This is a genomic window from Streptomyces sp. NBC_00569, from assembly GCF_036345255.1.
Taxonomy (GTDB): domain Bacteria; phylum Actinomycetota; class Actinomycetes; order Streptomycetales; family Streptomycetaceae; genus Streptomyces.
In genome coordinates, this window is the sequence record NZ_CP107783.1 from 3,301,665 (window position 1) to 3,317,835 (window position 16,171).

Genomic DNA, 16,171 nt, shown 5'->3' on the forward strand with positions numbered 1-16,171 from the left:
CCGCCGGACCCCGGGACTCATCCCACGACGGTCCAGGTGTCGCCGCCGGCGAGCAGTGCGGCCAGGTCGCCTTTTCCGTTCTGTTCGATGGCTTCGTCGAGCTGTTCGGACATCTGGACGTCGTAGACGGGCCGCTCGGTGGAGCGGAAGACGCCGATGGGTGTGTGGTGCAGGGTGTGCGGGTCGGCCAGGCGGGACAGGGCGAACGCGGTCGTGGGGGAGGCGGCGTGTGCGTCGTGGACGAGGATCTGTGACTGGTTGTCCTCGTTCACGTCGACGACCTCCAGGTCACCGCTCTGCGGGTTGCGCACGACGCCCTTGGCGAGGTCGGTGCCGAAGCGGATGGGCTGTCCGTGTTCGAGGCGGATGACCGCCTCCTGGGCCTGCTGCTTGTCCTTGAGGACTTCGAAGGCGCCGTCGTTGAAGATGTTGCAGTTCTGGTAGATCTCCACCAGTGCCGTGCCGGGGTGGGCGGCCGCCTGCCGCAGGACGTCGGTGAGGTGTTTACGGTCGGAGTCGACGGTGCGGGCCACGAACGAGGCTTCCGCGCCCAGGGCGAGGGACACCGGGTTGAAGGGCGCGTCCAGGGAGCCCATCGGCGTCGACTTGGTGATCTTGCCGACCTCGGAGGTGGGCGAGTACTGGCCCTTGGTCAGCCCGTAGATCCGGTTGTTGAAGAGCAGGATCTTCAGGTTCACGTTGCGGCGCAGAGCGTGGATGAGGTGGTTGCCGCCGATGGACAGCGCGTCGCCGTCACCGGTGACCACCCACACCGACAGGTCCCGCCGGCTGGAGGCCAGACCGGTCGCGATGGCCGGGGCGCGGCCGTGGATGGAGTGCATCCCGTAGGTGTTCATGTAGTACGGGAAGCGGGACGAGCAGCCGATGCCCGAGACGAAGACGATGTTCTCCTTCGCCAGCCCGAGTTCGGGCATGAAACCCTGCACGGCGGCCAGGATCGCGTAGTCACCGCACCCCGGGCACCAGCGCACCTCCTGGTCCGACTTGAAGTCCTTCATGGACTGCTCGGCCTCGGCCTTGGGGACCAGCGAGAGCGCCTCGATCGTGCCCGTGCCCTGCGTGCGGCCGGTGTCAGCCATGGATGGCCTCCTTGAGAGCGGTGGCGAGCTGCTCAGCCTTGAACGGCATGCCGTTGACCTGGTTGTAGGAGCGGGCGTCCACCAGATACCGGGCCCGGACGAGGGTGGCGAGCTGGCCGAGGTTCATCTCGGGGATCACCACCTTGTCGTAACGCTCCAGGACCTCGCCCAGATTGCGCGGGAACGGGTTCAGGTGCCGCAGATGAGCCTGCGCGATGCGCTCACCCGCCGCCCGCAGCCGCCGCACCGCCGCGGTGATCGGCCCATACGTCGAACCCCACCCCAGCACCAGGGTGTTGGCATCACCCGACAGGTCATCGACCTCCAGGTCAGGGACCTCGATACCGTCGATCTTGGCCTGCCGGGTGCGGACCATGAACTCGTGGTTGGCCGGATCGTAGGAAATGTTGCCCGTGCCGTCCTGCTTCTCGATCCCGCCGATCCGGTGCTCGAGCCCCGGCGTGCCCGGAACCGCCCACGGGCGGGCCAGTGTCTTCGCGTCCCGCTTGTACGGCCAGAACACCTCCGTACCGTCCGCCTCCGTATGATTGGGCCCCGACGCGAACTGGGTACGCAGGTCCGGGAGTTGATCGATCTCCGGGATACGCCACGGCTCCGACCCGTTCGCCAGATAACCGTCCGACAGAAGGAACACCGGGGTGCGGTAGGTGATGGCGATGCGGGCCGCCTCGATCGCCGCGTCGAAACAGTCCGCCGGCGTGCGCGGCGCCACCACCGGGACCGGCGCCTCACCATTACGCCCGTACATCGCCTGCAGCAGGTCCGCCTGCTCCGTCTTCGTCGGCAGACCCGTCGAGGGGCCACCCCGCTGGATGTCCACCACCAGCAACGGCAGTTCGAGAGAGACCGCCAGGCCGATCGTCTCCGACTTCAGCGCCACACCGGGACCCGACGTCGTCGTGACCGCCAGGGAGCCGCCGAACGCCGCACCCAGCGCCGCGCCGATCCCCGCGATCTCGTCCTCCGCCTGGAACGTGCGCACACCGAAATTCTTGTGCTTCGACAACTCGTGCAGAATGTCCGAAGCCGGCGTGATCGGATACGAACCCAGATACAACGGCAGATCCGCCTGCCTCGACGCCGCGATCAACCCGTAGGACAAAGCCAGATTCCCCGAGATATTGCGGTACGTGCCGGTCGGGAACGCCGACGCGGCCGGCGCGACCTCGTAGGAGACCGCGAAGTCCTCCGTCGTCTCACCGAAATTCCAGCCCGCACGAAAAGCCGCGATGTTCGCCTCCGCGATCTGCGGCCTCTTCGCGAACTTCGACCTCAAAAACCTCTCCGTGCCCTCGGTCGGACGGTGATACATCCACGACAGCAGACCCAGCGCGAACATGTTCTTCGAACGCCCCGCGTCCTTGCGCGACAGCTCGAACTCCTTGAGCGCCTGAACCGTCAACGTCGTCAACGGCACCGGATGCACCTGATAGCCGTCCAGCGAACCGTCCTCCAGCGGAGACGCCCCGTAACCGACCTTCTGCATCGCCCGCTTGGTGAACTCGTCCGTGTTGACGATGATCTCCGCACCACGCGGCACATCCGCGATATTCGCCTTCAACGCCGCCGGATTCATCGCCACCAGCACATTCGGCGCGTCCCCCGGCGTGAGGATGTCATGGTCCGCGAAATGCAACTGGAACGAAGAAACGCCCGGCAGTGTCCCCGCGGGCGCCCTGATCTCAGCCGGAAAGTTCGGCAGCGTCGACAGATCATTCCCGAACGACGCCGTCTCCGAAGTGAACCGGTCACCCGTCAGCTGCATACCATCACCCGAATCACCCGCAAACCGGATGATCACCCGATCCAGACGGAGAATCGCTTTCACCGCTGGTCCCCGATCGGCGCCACGAGCTGCCTCTGCAGCGCGAGTTCGGTCGTGGTCAGCGCGATGTCCGGGCGAAGCCGCTCGGGGTGGCCCCGGGGCGGCTCGTCCAGGTTCGGCGCGGGCCGGACCTGCGGTGGGTCCAGGACGGGCAGCCCCAGCCACATCCACCCCGCGGCGGTCAGCGAGTTGTAGATCTCGCGCAGGATCTTCGTGACGATGCTCATGCGACCAGAGTCTTCGCGGGTGTGTGCGGCGTCGTGCTGCCGGCCGCCGCGGGTGCGTCCTCGTCGCTCCACGTCCACAGCCGGGCGATCGCGTTCAGATCCAGGTCATGGCCCTCGGTCCAGATGCGGGCGGCGGCGTTGAGCACGGACTGCCGGTCGGCCTCGGGAGTGCCCGCGCGGGCCGGGAGGAGCGGGGAGACCGCGCCGGCGCCGAGGCGGACCGAGCGGTGCCTGCGGGCGAATGCGGTGAGCGTCTGGCGGGGGCCCGCCTCGATGAGCAGGACGTCGTCGGCCGCAAGGAGCTCGTCCAGGGCGTTGCGGAAGTGGACGGTGTCGGTGATCTGGTCGGCCCAGAAGCGCGGACTGCGCGCGGCCTCCGCGCTCATCAGGGTGCCGGTGTAGCCGGAGTAGAGGGGCAGTCTGGGCTCGCGCAGCGGGATCTCGCGGTAGTCGGTCTCGATCGCGTCGGAGGCCGGTGCCATCGCCGGGGAGTGGAAGGGGCTGGTGGCGGGGACCGTGACGACCGTGAGTCCGTCCGCGCGAAGGCGGTCGGCGACCTCGCCGAGGGGCTTGTCCGAACCGGCCAGCATCACCTGCTGGTTGGCGTTGACGGCCGCGATGCCCACCCCGTCCGTCAGGTAGGGGCGCAGCCGCTCCTCGCTCGCGGCGACGGCGAGCATGCCGCCGGCCGGGATCTTCACGGCCTCCCTGACCCGGGCCTGGACCATGGCGACGGCGTCGCGCAGGGAGACGACACCGGCGAAGGTCGCCGCCACGAGTTCGCCCGCGCTGTGGCCGAGGAAGGCCGTGGGGCGTACACCCCAGCTGAGGATCATGCGGCCCAGCGCGTAGTCGATAGCGAACAGCAGTGGCTGGGCCCGGCGTACGTCGTCGATGCCGATGGCGGCACGCTTCGGGTCGAGCCAGTCGGCACGCACCCGGGAGCCTTCCTCGCCCATGTGGGACAGGGCCGCGTCGACGGCCGCGGTGAAGACGGGTTCGCGACGGTAGAGGCCGGCCGCCATTCCGGCGTGCTGCGAGCCCTGACCGGGAAACAGCAGGGCGACGGGGCGCGGGCGGGACACGTCGACGGCGCGGGCCTGGTGGACCGTGCGGGCGGCGAGGGCGGACACGGCGACGGCCGCACCGCGTACGGGGCCTGGAGGGGTCCCACAGGGCACCGCGGTCGGCAGGGCGGGGTACGCCTCCCGGTGGATGCCGCTGAGCATCGGCAGGAGTTCGCCGCGCACCCGGGCCTCGTCCTCCGCGTTCCGGCCCGACCAGAGGATCAGGCGGTGGCGGTCGGGGTCGGTGCCGCGCGGGTTCTGATGCAGGGGCCGCAGGGTCGGGGTGGCTTCCGGGGCGTGGGCCGTCGCCGTCATGTCGAGTACGCCCAGGACGGCGTCCCCGTCGGCCACCGCCTCCGCGGCGCGCTTCACGGCGTACACGGTGATGGTGTGGGCATCGGGTTCGCCGAAGCCCGCGACGAGGGCGAGGTCGGCGGTGCCGAGGTGGAGTTCGTGGTGGGCGCGGCGCAGGGCGAGACCGGGGGTGGCCGTCGTCAGGACGGTGAACCCTTCGTGTTCGGCCCGCAGGGCGGGGTCGACGGCGGCGGAGCCGATGAGGACGACGGTCCGGGCCGGCAGGTCCTCGGGGGAACGGCCGAAGGCGCGCAGTACGGCCGAGACGGCGGCGGCCGAGGCCACGACCGGCGCCTGCTCCTGCGGAGCCGGGCCGGGGCTGACGATCAGCCGGCGGACCACCGCAGTGTGGGACGTGAGTGACATGGTTCCCTCCTCGTGGACCGTGCTCCGGCCGCATGGATGTCAAGGAATCAGGGACGAGAACGGCCGCCCTGCCCGCCGGGGGAACGTAGGCAGGGCGGCCGCGAGGATTCCGGTCAGGCGGCGGGCGTCCGGCCGGAGTTGATGAGGGCGAGGAGCGCGCCCGGGGTCTCCGCGTCGACCACGGCGTCGTCGGGGATGCTGATGCCGTAGTCGCGCTGTATCTCGCCGATGACCTGGAGCAGGGCGAGGGAGTCGTAGCCGAGCTCGATGAACGGCGTGTCGATGACATCGCCGTCGAGGTCGACACCCTCCTCCTCGCCCGCGCTCTCGCGGAGCATGCGGGTCAGGTCGGCCAGGGTCACGGTGGCGGTGGAGGTGGTCATGGTTGGTGCCTTCCTCTCGGTTGGGCTCACTGATGCGGCGGGGTGTGGCGACTGGGAAACGGTTCAGGCGGCGCGGCGCACCACGAGTGCGGCGTTGAAGCCGCCGTGGCCGCGGGCGAGGACGAGCGCGGTGCGCAGATCGGCCTCGCGTGCTTCGGTGACCAGGTCGATGGTGTGCTCCGGGGCCGGAGCGGTGACATGGACGGTGGGCGGGACGACTTTGTCGCGCAGGGCGAGCAGGGCGGTCGCCGCGTCGAGGGCGGCGCCCCCGGCGAGCAGGCGGCCGGTCATCGTCTTGGGAGCCGTGACGGGGACACCGGCCGGCCCGAACAGTTCGGTCAGTGCCTGGGCTTCGGCCCGGTCCAGGTCCGGTACGCCGGCGGCGTCCGCGAAGACGACGTCGATGTCGCCGGCGGTGATCCCGGCGTCGGCGAGGGCGTTCTCGGCGGCCCTGCGCAGTCCGGGCGGGCGGCCGGTGCCGGGGGCCGGGTCGAGGGTCGCCGCGTACCCGGCGATCTCGCCGTAGACGTGCCCGGCGCCGCGCGCGGCGGCCGAGCCGGCCTCTTCGACGAGCAGGATGGCGCCGCCCTCTCCCGGGACGTATCCGCCGGCCTCGGCGGCGAACGGGAGGTAGGCCCGGGTGGGGTCGTCGACGGTGCTCATCAGGCCGGAGGCGATCTGCGGAACCCATCCCCAGGGGCAGATGGCCGCGTCGACGCCGCCCGCGATGACGGCGGGGAAGCCCTTGCGGATGTGCCGGCGGGCGTGCCCGATGGCGTCGATGCCGCCGGCCTGCTCGGTGAGCAGGACGCCGCTGGGGCCGCGCAGCTTGTGCCGGATGGAGATCTGTCCCGTGTTGACCGCGTAGAACCAGGCGAAGGACTGGTAGGCGCTGACGTACTCCTTGCCCTTGCTCCACAGGTTCTGGAGTTCGCGCTGGCCGAACTCGACGGCTCCGCCGGACGCGGCCGTGACCACGCCGATGCCGTACTCGGGGAGTTCGTCGGTGTCGATCCCCGCGTCCTTCAGCGCCCAGTCCGCCGCGGTCAGCGCGAGGCGCGTCATGTGGTCGGTCTGCGGCATCAGCCGGCTGGGGATGTGCTCCTCGGCGACGTACCCGGACACCTCGCCGGCGATGCGGGACGGGTACTGGGCGGCGTCGAAGCGGGTGACGGGTCCGAGGCCCGACTCGCCCGCCAGGGTGGCCTTCCAGAACTCCTCGGTGCCGAGGCCGTTGGGGGCGGTGATCCCCAGGCCGGTCACGACGGCGGTCATACGGTCCTCCTGTCCGGGCGGGCCAGCACCATGGCGCTCTGGAATCCGCCGAACCCGCTGCCCACGCTGAGCACCACGTCGGTCTGCTGCTCGCGGGCGACGAGCGGGATGTAGTCGAGGTCGAGCTCGGGGTCCGGCTCGTGGAGGTTCGCGGTGGGCGGCAGGACGCCGTGTTTCATCGCGAGGGCGCAGGCGGCGATCTCCAGGGAGCCGATGGCTCCGAGCGAGTGGCCGATCATCGATTTGATGGAGCTCACGGGGGTGCGGTACGCGTGCTCGCCGAGGCTGCGCTTGAAGGCGCCGGTCTCGTGGCGGTCGTTCATCTTGGTGCCGGAGCCGTGCGCGTTGATGTAGTCGACCGCGTCCGGGGCGAGCTGCGACTCGGCCAGCGCGGCGTCGATGGCCTCCGCCATTTCGAGGCCGTCCGGCTTGAGGCCGGTCATGTGGTACGCGTTGCAGCGGGAGGCGAACCCGGAGATCTCGGCGTAGATATGGGCACCGCGCCGCTTCGCGCTCTCCAGTTCCTCCAGGACCAGGATGGCGGCGCCCTCGCCGAGGACGAGGCCGCTGCGGGTCCGGTCGAAGGGCCGGCAGGCGCTCTCCGGGGTGTCGTTGCGGGGGGTGGTGGCGAGGATGGCGTCGAAACAGGCCGAGGTGATCGGCGAGATGGGCGCCTCGGTGGCACCGGCGATCATGACGTCGGCCGTGCCCTCGCGGATGAGTTCCACGGCGTGGCCGAGGGAGTCGAGACCGGAGGTGCATCCGGTGGACACGACCGCGGCCGGCCCCTCCGCTCCGGCGGCCCTGCCGACCTCGGCGGCCAGCGAGCTGGGCACGAAGTGCCGGTACAGCTCGGGTACGGCGTACTCGTGGTCGACGTTCCACTTGCGGCCGCCGTCGCTGACGACGGCGTACTCGCGCTCCAGGCTGGTGGTGCAGCCGACCGCGCTGCCGACCGCCGTGCCGACGCGGCCGGGGTCGAGGGCGGAGATCTCCAGGCCGCTGTCGGCGAGGGCCTCACGGGTGGAGACGACCGCGAACTGCGCGGCCCGGTCGAGCCTGCGGGTCTCCTGCTGGGAGAGCCCGGCCGCGAAGGGGTCGAAGTCGACCTCGGCGGCGACCTGCGAGCGGAACGGTGAGGGATCGTAGAAGGAGATCCGGCGGGTGGCCGTGCGGCCCGCCGTGAGCAGCTCCCAGTACTCCTTGACACCGACCCCACCCGGGGCCACGACGCCCAGGCCGGTGATGGCGACTCTGCGCATGGTCTACCTGGCCTTCGACGGGGCCTGGGGCGTCGCTGCGCACCAGCCGGTTGGCACTCTGGGGGTCACTGTCGATCCCTTCATCCGTGCTGATCATGGGTCGGTGGCCGCGGCCGGAGGGGGTTCGGGGTGGGAACCCCCCCGGCCGGCCTGTCCCGGTCTGCGGCCCGCTCGTAGCGTGCTGCCCCGACCGGTGAAGCTATGGAACGTCCGTGCCCTAGAACCGGACTCGTGTGCGCGTGGACCTTCCGAACTGCCCTCCTATGTCGGGACATTCCCGTGCTTTCGCGACGGCACTTCGGCGCGTTTCGAGCGCAGCATCGCGAGTGAGCTAATGAGGATGCGACGGGTGTCTCCGGGATCGATGACGTCGTCCACCAGGCCGCGCTCCGCCGCGAAGTAGGGGTGCATGAGCTCGGTCCTGTACTCGTCGACGCGTCGGGCGCGTACCGCCGCGGGGTCGTCCGACGCGGCGATCTCGCGGCGGAAGATGACGTTGGCCGCGCCCTCCGCGCCCATCACGGCGATCTCGTTGGTGGGCCAGGCGAAGGCGAGATCGGCCCCGATGGAGCGCGAGTCCATGACGATGTACGCGCCGCCGTACGCCTTGCGCAGGACGAGGGAGATCCGGGGCACGGTCGCGTTGCAGTACGCGTGCAGGAGCTTGGCACCGTGCCGGATGATGCCGTTGTGCTCCTGGTCGACGCCGGGCAGGAAGCCGGGGACGTCCACCAGGGTGACGAGCGGGATGTTGAAGGAGTCGCAGGTGGAGACGAACCGCGCGGCCTTCTCGCTCGCGTGGATGTCCAGCACTCCGGCGAGGGCCGCGGGCTGGTTGGCGACGATGCCGACCGTCCGGCCGTCGAGGCGGGCCAGGGTGCACACGACGTTGGGCGCCCACGCCTCGTGGACCTCGAAGGTCTCGCCGTCGTCGACGATCTCCTCGATCACCGCGCGGATGTCGTAGCTGCGGCCCGGGTCGGCCGGCACGAGATCGGTGAGGCGGTCGGTGCGCCGGTCGGCGGGGTCGTCGCAGGGCACCGCGGGCGGCAGCTCGCGGTTGTGGGACGGCAGGAGCGCGATGAGGAAGCGCACGTCCTCCAGGCAGTCCGCCTCGTCGTCGTAGGCGAAGTGGCAGACACCCGACGTCGTGGCGTGGACGTCGGCCCCGCCGAGACCGTTGTGGGTGATCTTCTCGCCGGTCACCGCCTGCACCACGTCGGGTCCGGTGATGAACATCTGCGCCGTTTCGCGGACCATGAAGACGTAGTCGGTCAGGGCCGGCGAATAGGCCGCGCCTCCGGCGCAGGGGCCCAGCATCACGCTGATCTGCGGGATGACCCCCGAGGAGGCGACATTGCGGCGGAAGATGCCGCCGTAGCCCGCGAGCGCGGTGACGCCCTCCTGGATACGCGCGCCCGCACCGTCGTTGAGGCTGACGAGCGGTGCACCGGCGTCCGCCGCGAGGTCCATCACCTTGTGCACCTTCGCGGCGTGCGCCTCGCCGAGTGCTCCGGCGAAGACGCGGAAGTCGTGCGCGTAGGCGAAGACCGTCCGGCCGTGGACCAGGCCCCAGCCGATCACGACACCGTCGCCGTGCGGCTTGCGGTCCTCCAGGCCGAACCCGGTGGCGCGGTGCCTGCGCAGCGGCTCTATCTCGGTGAACGTGCCCTCGTCAAAGAGGAGTTCGAGGCGCTCGTGCGCGGTGAGTTTGTTCTTCTCGTGCTGCCGCCGGGTGGCCGCGGGATCGGGCCCGCGACTCACCTCCTCCTTGAGCCGCCGCAGTTCCGCGGTGGCACGGCGGAGGTCGGGGACTGCCGGACTGACGGTGATGTCGTCGAGGATCGTCATCGGCCGAACGTAGGAACGCCGGCTAGAGATGTACTGGAGAGAACCCCGGGCCCGGTCAGCCGGTCACGGGCGCGTGGACGTCCAGGGCCGGATCGGCGGACAGCACCGCCTGATGGAGCTGCTGCAACCGGGCCGAGGGCTCCAGTCCCAGCTCGTCGACGAGGGTCACCCGCAGCCGCTGGTAGGCCTCGAGCGCCCGCCAGGCGCTGCCCGACCGGTGCAGTGCGGTCATCAGCTGGGCGCAGAAGTTCTCGTGCATCGGGTGCCGGGCGACCAGGACACGCAGCTCCGGCACGATCTCCGTGTGCCGACCGAGCAGCAGATCGGCGTCGATCCGCCTCTCCAGAGCGGCCATCCGGTCCTCCTCCACGCGGAGCACCTCGAGCTCGAGCACGGTGCCGACGCGTACGTCGACGAGTGCGGAGCCCCGCCACATCTTCAGTGCCTGGCCCAGGAGTCGTGAGGCCGCGAGGTAGTCCCCCGCCTCGTGCGCGGCCCGGCCCGACGCGGTGATGCGGGTGAACTCGTGCGCGTCGACCTGGCCCGGCTGCACCTGGAGAAGGTAGCCGCCGTGCTGCGTGACCAGCACGTCCTTGGCGTGGCGTGACGGGTCGCCGTCGAGCGCCGCGGCGATCTTGCGGCGCAGCTGGAGGATGTACGTCTGCAGAGTGGTGGCCGCGCTGCGCGGGATGTCCTCGCCCCAGATCTCCTCCATCAGCGTCGCCACCGTCACGACCCGGTCGGACTGGAGGGCGAGCAGGGAAAGGATCTGGCGCGGTTTGGCGGCGGTCGGTACGACGGACACTCCGTTCTCACGGGCCGTCAATGGTCCCAGGACATTGATCTCCATGATGACGCCCTCCCCTTCGTGGGCTGGTGCGGCAGGTCCGTCGGCGGGCCTGCACAGGTTGCGGAGTCTGGCGTCGAGCCTCGCACCAGAGGCATCCGAGTCCCAGTGAGGTGGTCACGAGGCCGGGCATGAAAATGTCATGCCCCCTTGGTGACAGCGGCACTGTGCCGTTCGACGCGGCGGGCCGCAGAATCCTGGCATTCGGCAAGCGGACAACGCCTCGCAGGATCGACTCAGCAGGGGGATCATCATGAACACCGCCACGCACGCTCAGCTGACCTCGGATCACCAGTTCGCACTCCTGACCGCCCGGGCCGGCCTGGAGCCCGACCTGGCCCAGCGCTACACGAGCGACCCGGTCGCCGTGCTCACCGAGTTCGGTCTCCCCGCCGTGGAGCCGGTGTACGGCGACGTCTTCGCGGACCTCTTCGGGGAGGTGTACAAGAGCGGGAGCGTGGACCGCGGCCTGGTCATCGATCACCTGGACCGGCCTGGAACCGTCATGCTCTACGGCTGCGCCACCGGCATGGCGCCCCTGCCCGGCGAAGAGGCCGGGACGGCGCGTGCATGAACATATCCGGGGGGAGAACCACCGAACTGCCGGTGGGGTTCAAGAGACACCTGCGGGTGGAGGCGATCGAAGGGGACGCCGTCTACCTGCTGTCGGAGCGGGGCACAACGGCCTTGCAGGGCCGTGAGGTTCAGCAGCTCGCGGCCCTGCTGGACGGGACCCGCACCCTGGCGGCCGTCCTGCGGGAGGCGGCGGCGACCGTGGCACCGGAAACCGCGGCCCGCATGATCGCCGAACTCGCCCGGGCCGACCTGGTCGGCTATCACGACCCGGCCACCGACGCCTCGACGGAGGCGTACTGGGAGACCGCCGGCCTGCACGGGCCCCGCGCCGCCGCCTCCTTCCGGGAGACGCCGGTGGCGCTCGTGCACCTCGGCAGGGGGGATCACGCGGCGGCCCGGGCCGAGTGCCTGGTCGCGGGCCTGCGGATGGCCGGCCCCGGCGAGGAGGACTCGGCAGAACTGTCGCTCGTCCTGTGCGACGACTACCTGGACCCCCGCCTCGCCGAGATCGATGCCCGGCACCGGGCCGCGGGCCGCGCCTGGCTGCTGGCCAAGCCGAGCGGCGCGGAGACCTGGGTGGGTCCGGTGTTCGCAGGCGGGGACGACGCGTGCTGGGAGTGCCTGGCGCACCGCCTGCGCGGCCACCGGTCGTCCACGGCTCCGGTCCGCCAAGCCCTGGGCCTCAGGGGAATGGTGCCCGTCCCCGAGGCCTCGTTCGCCACCGTGCGCGCCCTGGGCCTGCACACCGCGGTGCTCGAGGCGACGAAGTGGGTGGCCGGCATGCGGTACGAGGGCCAGCGCTCCGTCTGCACGCTGGACACCCGCACCCTCGCGACCCACCGGCATCCGGTGACCCGCCGCCCGCAGTGCCCCACGTGCGGGGATTCGGAGCTCGTCGCACGGCAGGTGAACAGGCCCTTCACGCCGCGCTCCAGCCCCAAGTACCGCACGGTGGGCGGCAATCACCGGTCACAGAGCGCGGAGACGGTGCTGTCCCGCTACCGGCATCTGGCCGACCGGGTCACCGGCGTCGTGTCCGAGCTCCGGCCGGCCTCCGGCTCGCCGGACGGACTGAACCGGTACGTCGCCGGGCGCAATCTGGCACTCGGCGACAGCCGTTCCCTGGCCGGGCTGCGCGGCGGCCTGCGCGGCCAGAGCGGGGGCAAGGGGACCACGCCGCAGGAGGCGGAGGTCGGCGCGCTGTGCGAGGCGCTGGAACGCTATTGCGGTACCCGGCAGGGCGACGAGCCCACGGTGCGCGACACCCTCGCCGGGCTGGGCGACGCCGCTCTGCATCCCAACCTCTGTCAGCTGTTCGCCGACCGGCAGTTCCAGGAGCGGCACCGGTGGAATCCGCGGCACGCGCGGTTCCAGCAGATCCCGCCGCCGTTCGACCCGCAGGCTCCGGCCGACTGGACGCCGGTGTGGTCGCTCACCTCGGGCACGCAGCGGATGCTGCCCACGTCGATGCTGTACTTCGGGCCCGGGCCCGACGGTGTGACGGCCACGCCGTGGGCCGACTCCAACGGCAACGCGGCGGGCAGCAGTCCCGAGGACGCCGTCGTCCAGGGCTTCCTGGAACTGGTGGAACGGGACGCGGTGGCGCTGTGGTGGTACAACCGCACCCGCCGGCCCGCGGTGGACCTCGACGCGTTCGATGAGCCATGGCTGGCGCGCACCCGGCAGACGTACGAACGGCTCCGCCGTGACGTCTGGGTGCTCGACCTCACCTCGGACTTCGGCATTCCGGTCATGGCGGCCATGTCCCGGAGGACGGACGGGCCGGCCCAGGGCATCTCGTTCGGATTCGGGGCTCATTTCGATCCCCGGCTCGCTCTGCGGCGGGCGGTCACGGAAATGGCCCAACTGCTGCCTCCGGAGGGGGACTCGACTGAATTCCTGTCAGCAGATCCTGATCTATCTGCCTGGTGGCAGGGGGCGACGGTGGAAAATCAGCCATACGTCCGCGCGGATCCAGCCGAAGCTCCACGGACCCCCGGCTCCTATTCCTTTCCGGTCCAAACAGACCTGCGGGTCGAGGTCGAGTTGGCCGAAACCCTCGTACGTGCTCACGGCATGGAAATGTTGATCCTCGATCAAACACGCCCCGACGTGGGACTTCCCGTAGTGAAGGTGATCATTCCGGGAATGCGGCACTTCTGGGCGCGCTTCGCCCCGGGCCGTCTCTTCGACACACCGGTGGAGCTCGGGCTCCTCGCCCGCCCTCTTCCGTACGAGGAACTGAACCCAATTCCCCTATTCGTCTGACTTCGGCCGTCAGTTCGTTTCGCTGGCTCTGAGCCAGCGAAACGACATAGCATGCCTCCGCCACTACCGACCCTTCGCGAGGAGGCGGCAATGCCGACGAGGGACACTGTTCCGTTTTCCCCACGGTCCCAGGCCCCCGCCCCGCGGCTGGCTCACGCGATCATCGTCGTGGCCCTGGCCTGTTACGCCACGATGACAGTACTGAACGTGGTGCGGACGCGGCCCACGACGGGAGAACTGGTCCTGTGCGTCGCGCTCGTGCTGGCGCTGTTCGGCACGCAGTTAGCCGTCTCCTCGCCGCAGGCCCGCCGGTGGCCCACCCGGCGAAAGGCGCTCGTCCTGTCCCTCCAGGCCGTGCTCACGTTCGCACCGCTCGCCTGGTTCAGCATCAACTGGGGCAGCATGGAAGGGCCGTTGGCCGCCTCGCTGCTGCTGACACTGCCGGCCCGGTTCGCCTGGCCGAGCTACGGACTGCTGATCGCCTTCATCCCGGTGTACAACGTGCTGGCCGGGGCCCCGGTCGACCTGGTGCTCTACTTCACCATCGCCAGCACTCTCACCGGCCTCGTCATCTACGGCCTGACCCGGCTCACCGACCTGATCAGCGAGGTGCACGACAACCGCGAGGAACTGGCCCGGATGGCCGTCGCGCAGGAACGCCTGAGGTTCGCCCGGGATCTGCACGACCTGCTCGGTTACAGCCTGTCCGCGATCACGCTCAAGGGGGAGCTGATCCAGCGGCTGATCAACACCCGCCCGGACAAGGCCCGTCAGGAGACCCTCGCGGTTCTCCAGGTGGCACGGCAGGCCCTGGCCGACGTGCGGCTGGTGTCCAGCGGGTACCGCAACATGTCTCTCATCGAGGAGGCGGAGTCGACGGGGACGGTGCTCTCCGCCGCCGACATCCGCGCGGAGGTCGAGGTGGAGTGCGGGCGGCTGCATCCGGTGGTCGACACCGTGCTCGCCACGGCACTGCGGGAAGGGGTCACCAACATCCTCCGGCACAGCCGGGTGCGCGTGTGCACCATCAAGGCGGAGGTTGAAGAAGAAACGGTCCGTCTCGGCCTCACCAATGACCATCCGCACGAACAGAGCGAGCTCGTGTCCGCCCGCTCGGGCGGCACGGGGCTGGACAACCTGCGCTGCCGATTCGCCGCGATCGGCGGCGGGCTCTCCGCGGGCCTGCGGGAGGACGGCCGATTCCACCTGGAGGTCTGGGCACCGCTCAGACCCACGGGCCATGACGAGAACGAGCTACTGGTGTTCGAGCCCACGCGCCCGGAGAGAACCGCCGTAGCCTGACACATCTCACCGGGGGTAAAGATGTTGTCCGTCAGGATCCTCCTCGCCGAGGATGTCCACATGATCCAGGGCGCGCTCGTCGCGCTGCTCCAGCTGGAGCCGGATCTGCACGTCGTATCCACCGTCGACCGCGGCGACACGATCGTCGCGGCCGCACTCGAGTCCAAGCCCGACGTCGCGGTGATCGACATCGATCTGCCCGGCATCGACGGGCTCACGGCGGCAGCCGAGCTCCATGAACGGCTGCCCAGCTGCCGCACGCTGATCCTCACCTCGCTCGGGCGCCCGGGCACACTGCGCCGCGCCCTGTCCGCGCAGGTGTCCGGCTTCCTCCTCAAGGACTCACCGCCCAGTCAACTCGCCCTGGCCGTGAGGTCGGTGGCGACGGGGCGACGGGTCGTGGACCCGCAGCTCGCGCTGTCCGCCTGGGACTCGCCGGAGAACCCGCTGTCCCCGCGCGAGCTGGAGGTCCTACGCCTCGCCGCCCGGGGCGCCGACGCCGCCGAGATCGCCGGCTGCCTCTATCTGTCCAAGGGCACGGTCCGCAACTACCTCACGGCCATCGTCGGCAAACTGGGCGCGCGCAACCGCATCGACGCCATCCGCATCGCCGAGGAGGCCGGCTGGCTGCCGTGACGGATCCGGCCCGCGGGCCGGACCGGTCGCGCCGAGCAGCGCGTCGAACATGCCGTCGTCCAGCATCGTCCCGACCGACAGGTCCACGAGTTCACCGAAGCCCGCGTCACAGACTGCGACGCTCAGCACGTACCCCGCCCCGGCGGGGTACGTGCCGAACTGCCACTCACCGCCCGGCACTCGGGAGCCGTCCGGTCTGGTCAGCCGGGGTTCCCCGTCGTCGAGGGCGAAGCCGAACTCGGTGAAGCGGAACCGCAGTCCCTGCCCCAGTGCCTTGCTGTACGCCTCCTTGAGCGTCCACAGCTGCACCATGGTGTCGTTGCGCACCCCGTCGTCACCCTCGTCGAGGCGCGCCCTCTCGTAGGGCGTGCACGCCTGGCTCTCCGAGCCGGTGTACGCGAGCCGCCGGTCCGCCCGTTCCACGTCCACACCGATACGGCCGCGCCGGGTGATCCCGACGACCATCATCTCCTCGGTGTGGCTCAGGCTGACATCGATCTGGTCGCAGCCGCGGACGTACGGGCGCCCTCCCGGCTGGTAGGCCAGGTCCACCAGGTCGGGGGCGGTACGCAGGACCGCCGCCGCCGAATAGCGCAACAGCAGCCTGGAGGCGACGAACCGCTCCCGGGTGCGGGGCCGGGCCAGGCTCTCGTAGCGCCGCCAGTCGCGGCCGAGGAGGCGGCGCAGTTCCCCTTCCGTCCCGTCGGCCGGCAGCCAGTCGGGCATCGCCGCGTAGAGCACGACGCTGCCGGTGCGCCGCAGTTCGCCGTGGATGTCGTCCCAGGGCGCGCCGGGTCCTGGCGCGGGCAAC

Annotated in this window: 12 protein-coding genes and 2 pseudogenes; 4 read left to right on the top strand and 10 right to left on the bottom strand. The window is 70.4% G+C overall.

What is annotated here, in order from left to right; all coding sequences use genetic code 11:
- Window positions 1-17: 17 nt before the first annotated feature.
- The 9 genes and pseudogenes from OHO83_RS14790 to OHO83_RS14830 form a co-directional block, all read right to left on the bottom strand.
- Window positions 18-1,100 (bottom strand): 2-oxoacid:ferredoxin oxidoreductase subunit beta, encoded by a 1,083-nt coding sequence (locus OHO83_RS14790; protein ID WP_330279598.1) that lies wholly within the window; start codon window positions 1,098-1,100, stop codon window positions 18-20.
- A pseudogene (locus tag OHO83_RS14795) lies at window positions 1,093-3,024 on the bottom strand (2-oxoacid:acceptor oxidoreductase subunit alpha); the annotation flags it as partial. The gene OHO83_RS14790 and the pseudogene OHO83_RS14795, both read right to left, overlap by 8 nt.
- The gene (locus OHO83_RS14800; RefSeq protein WP_266674878.1) at window positions 2,946-3,173 is read right to left on the bottom strand and encodes a DUF6059 family protein; all 228 of its coding nucleotides are present in this window, start codon (window positions 3,171-3,173) and stop codon (window positions 2,946-2,948) included. The pseudogene OHO83_RS14795 and the gene OHO83_RS14800, both read right to left, overlap by 79 nt.
- Window positions 3,170-4,960: an acyltransferase domain-containing protein gene (locus tag OHO83_RS14805; protein WP_330279599.1), complete on the bottom strand. Its 1,791-nt coding sequence runs from the start codon at window positions 4,958-4,960 to the stop codon at window positions 3,170-3,172. The genes OHO83_RS14800 and OHO83_RS14805 overlap by 4 nt, the downstream gene beginning before the upstream one ends.
- Before the next feature lie 113 nt (window positions 4,961-5,073).
- The gene (locus tag OHO83_RS14810; protein ID WP_266674876.1) at window positions 5,074-5,343 is read right to left on the bottom strand and encodes an acyl carrier protein; all 270 of its coding nucleotides are present in this window, start codon (window positions 5,341-5,343) and stop codon (window positions 5,074-5,076) included.
- A gap of 63 nt (window positions 5,344-5,406) precedes the next feature.
- Entirely contained in the window at window positions 5,407-6,618 is a 1,212-nt protein-coding gene (locus OHO83_RS14815) for a ketosynthase chain-length factor (protein WP_266674875.1), read from the bottom strand.
- Complete coding sequence (locus OHO83_RS14820; protein ID WP_266674874.1) at window positions 6,615-7,880, bottom strand: beta-ketoacyl-[acyl-carrier-protein] synthase family protein; 1,266 nt, start codon at window positions 7,878-7,880, stop codon at window positions 6,615-6,617. The genes OHO83_RS14815 and OHO83_RS14820 overlap by 4 nt, the downstream gene beginning before the upstream one ends.
- Window positions 7,881-8,141: 261 nt before the next feature.
- A complete protein-coding gene (locus OHO83_RS14825) occupies window positions 8,142-9,731 on the bottom strand; it encodes an acyl-CoA carboxylase subunit beta (protein ID WP_266674873.1) in 1,590 nt (529 codons plus the stop codon).
- Between the two features lie 55 nt (window positions 9,732-9,786).
- Window positions 9,787-10,581, bottom strand: a complete 795-nt coding sequence (locus OHO83_RS14830) for an AfsR/SARP family transcriptional regulator (RefSeq protein ID WP_266674872.1) — start codon at window positions 10,579-10,581, stop codon at window positions 9,787-9,789.
- A gap of 250 nt (window positions 10,582-10,831) precedes the next feature.
- Between OHO83_RS14830 and OHO83_RS14835 the strand changes: the two genes are divergently transcribed.
- From OHO83_RS14835 to OHO83_RS14850, 4 genes are all read left to right on the top strand, one after another.
- Complete coding sequence (locus OHO83_RS14835) at window positions 10,832-11,152, top strand: hypothetical protein (RefSeq protein WP_330279600.1); 321 nt, start codon at window positions 10,832-10,834, stop codon at window positions 11,150-11,152.
- On the top strand, window positions 11,149-13,422 hold the full coding sequence (locus OHO83_RS14840) for a TOMM precursor leader peptide-binding protein (protein ID WP_266674870.1): 2,274 nt from the start codon (window positions 11,149-11,151) through the stop codon (window positions 13,420-13,422). Before OHO83_RS14835 ends, OHO83_RS14840 begins: the two co-directional genes overlap by 4 nt.
- A 90-nt stretch (window positions 13,423-13,512) precedes the next feature.
- On the top strand, window positions 13,513-14,724 hold the full coding sequence (locus OHO83_RS14845) for a sensor histidine kinase (protein WP_266674869.1): 1,212 nt from the start codon (window positions 13,513-13,515) through the stop codon (window positions 14,722-14,724).
- Window positions 14,725-14,745: 21 nt separating this feature from the next.
- Window positions 14,746-15,360: a response regulator transcription factor gene (locus OHO83_RS14850; protein ID WP_116509063.1), complete on the top strand. Its 615-nt coding sequence runs from the start codon at window positions 14,746-14,748 to the stop codon at window positions 15,358-15,360.
- Window positions 15,361-15,489: 129 nt separating this feature from the next.
- On the opposite strand, the pseudogene OHO83_RS14855 reads toward OHO83_RS14850, so the two are convergent.
- A pseudogene (locus OHO83_RS14855) lies at window positions 15,490-16,086 on the bottom strand (4'-phosphopantetheinyl transferase family protein); the annotation flags it as partial.
- Window positions 16,087-16,171 lie beyond the last annotated feature (85 nt).

What these genes read in the sequence shown, in the direction of transcription:
- OHO83_RS14790 (WP_330279598.1), bottom strand. Translation starts at nt 1,100, where the DNA reads ATGGCTGACACCGGCCGCACGCAGGGCACGGGCACGATCGAGGCGCTC.
- OHO83_RS14800 (WP_266674878.1), bottom strand. Translation starts at nt 3,173, where the DNA reads ATGAGCATCGTCACGAAGATCCTGCGCGAGATCTACAACTCGCTGACC.
- OHO83_RS14805 (WP_330279599.1), bottom strand. Translation starts at nt 4,960, where the DNA reads ATGTCACTCACGTCCCACACTGCGGTGGTCCGCCGGCTGATCGTCAGC.
- OHO83_RS14810 (WP_266674876.1), bottom strand. Translation starts at nt 5,343, where the DNA reads ATGACCACCTCCACCGCCACCGTGACCCTGGCCGACCTGACCCGCATG.
- OHO83_RS14815 (WP_266674875.1), bottom strand. Translation starts at nt 6,618, where the DNA reads ATGACCGCCGTCGTGACCGGCCTGGGGATCACCGCCCCCAACGGCCTC.
- OHO83_RS14820 (WP_266674874.1), bottom strand. Translation starts at nt 7,880, where the DNA reads ATGCGCAGAGTCGCCATCACCGGCCTGGGCGTCGTGGCCCCGGGTGGG.
- OHO83_RS14825 (WP_266674873.1), bottom strand. Translation starts at nt 9,731, where the DNA reads ATGACGATCCTCGACGACATCACCGTCAGTCCGGCAGTCCCCGACCTC.
- OHO83_RS14830 (WP_266674872.1), bottom strand. Translation starts at nt 10,581, where the DNA reads ATGGAGATCAATGTCCTGGGACCATTGACGGCCCGTGAGAACGGAGTG.
- OHO83_RS14835 (WP_330279600.1), top strand. Translation starts at nt 10,832, where the DNA reads ATGAACACCGCCACGCACGCTCAGCTGACCTCGGATCACCAGTTCGCA.
- OHO83_RS14840 (WP_266674870.1), top strand. Translation starts at nt 11,149, where the DNA reads ATGAACATATCCGGGGGGAGAACCACCGAACTGCCGGTGGGGTTCAAG.
- OHO83_RS14845 (WP_266674869.1), top strand. Translation starts at nt 13,513, where the DNA reads ATGCCGACGAGGGACACTGTTCCGTTTTCCCCACGGTCCCAGGCCCCC.
- OHO83_RS14850 (WP_116509063.1), top strand. Translation starts at nt 14,746, where the DNA reads ATGTTGTCCGTCAGGATCCTCCTCGCCGAGGATGTCCACATGATCCAG.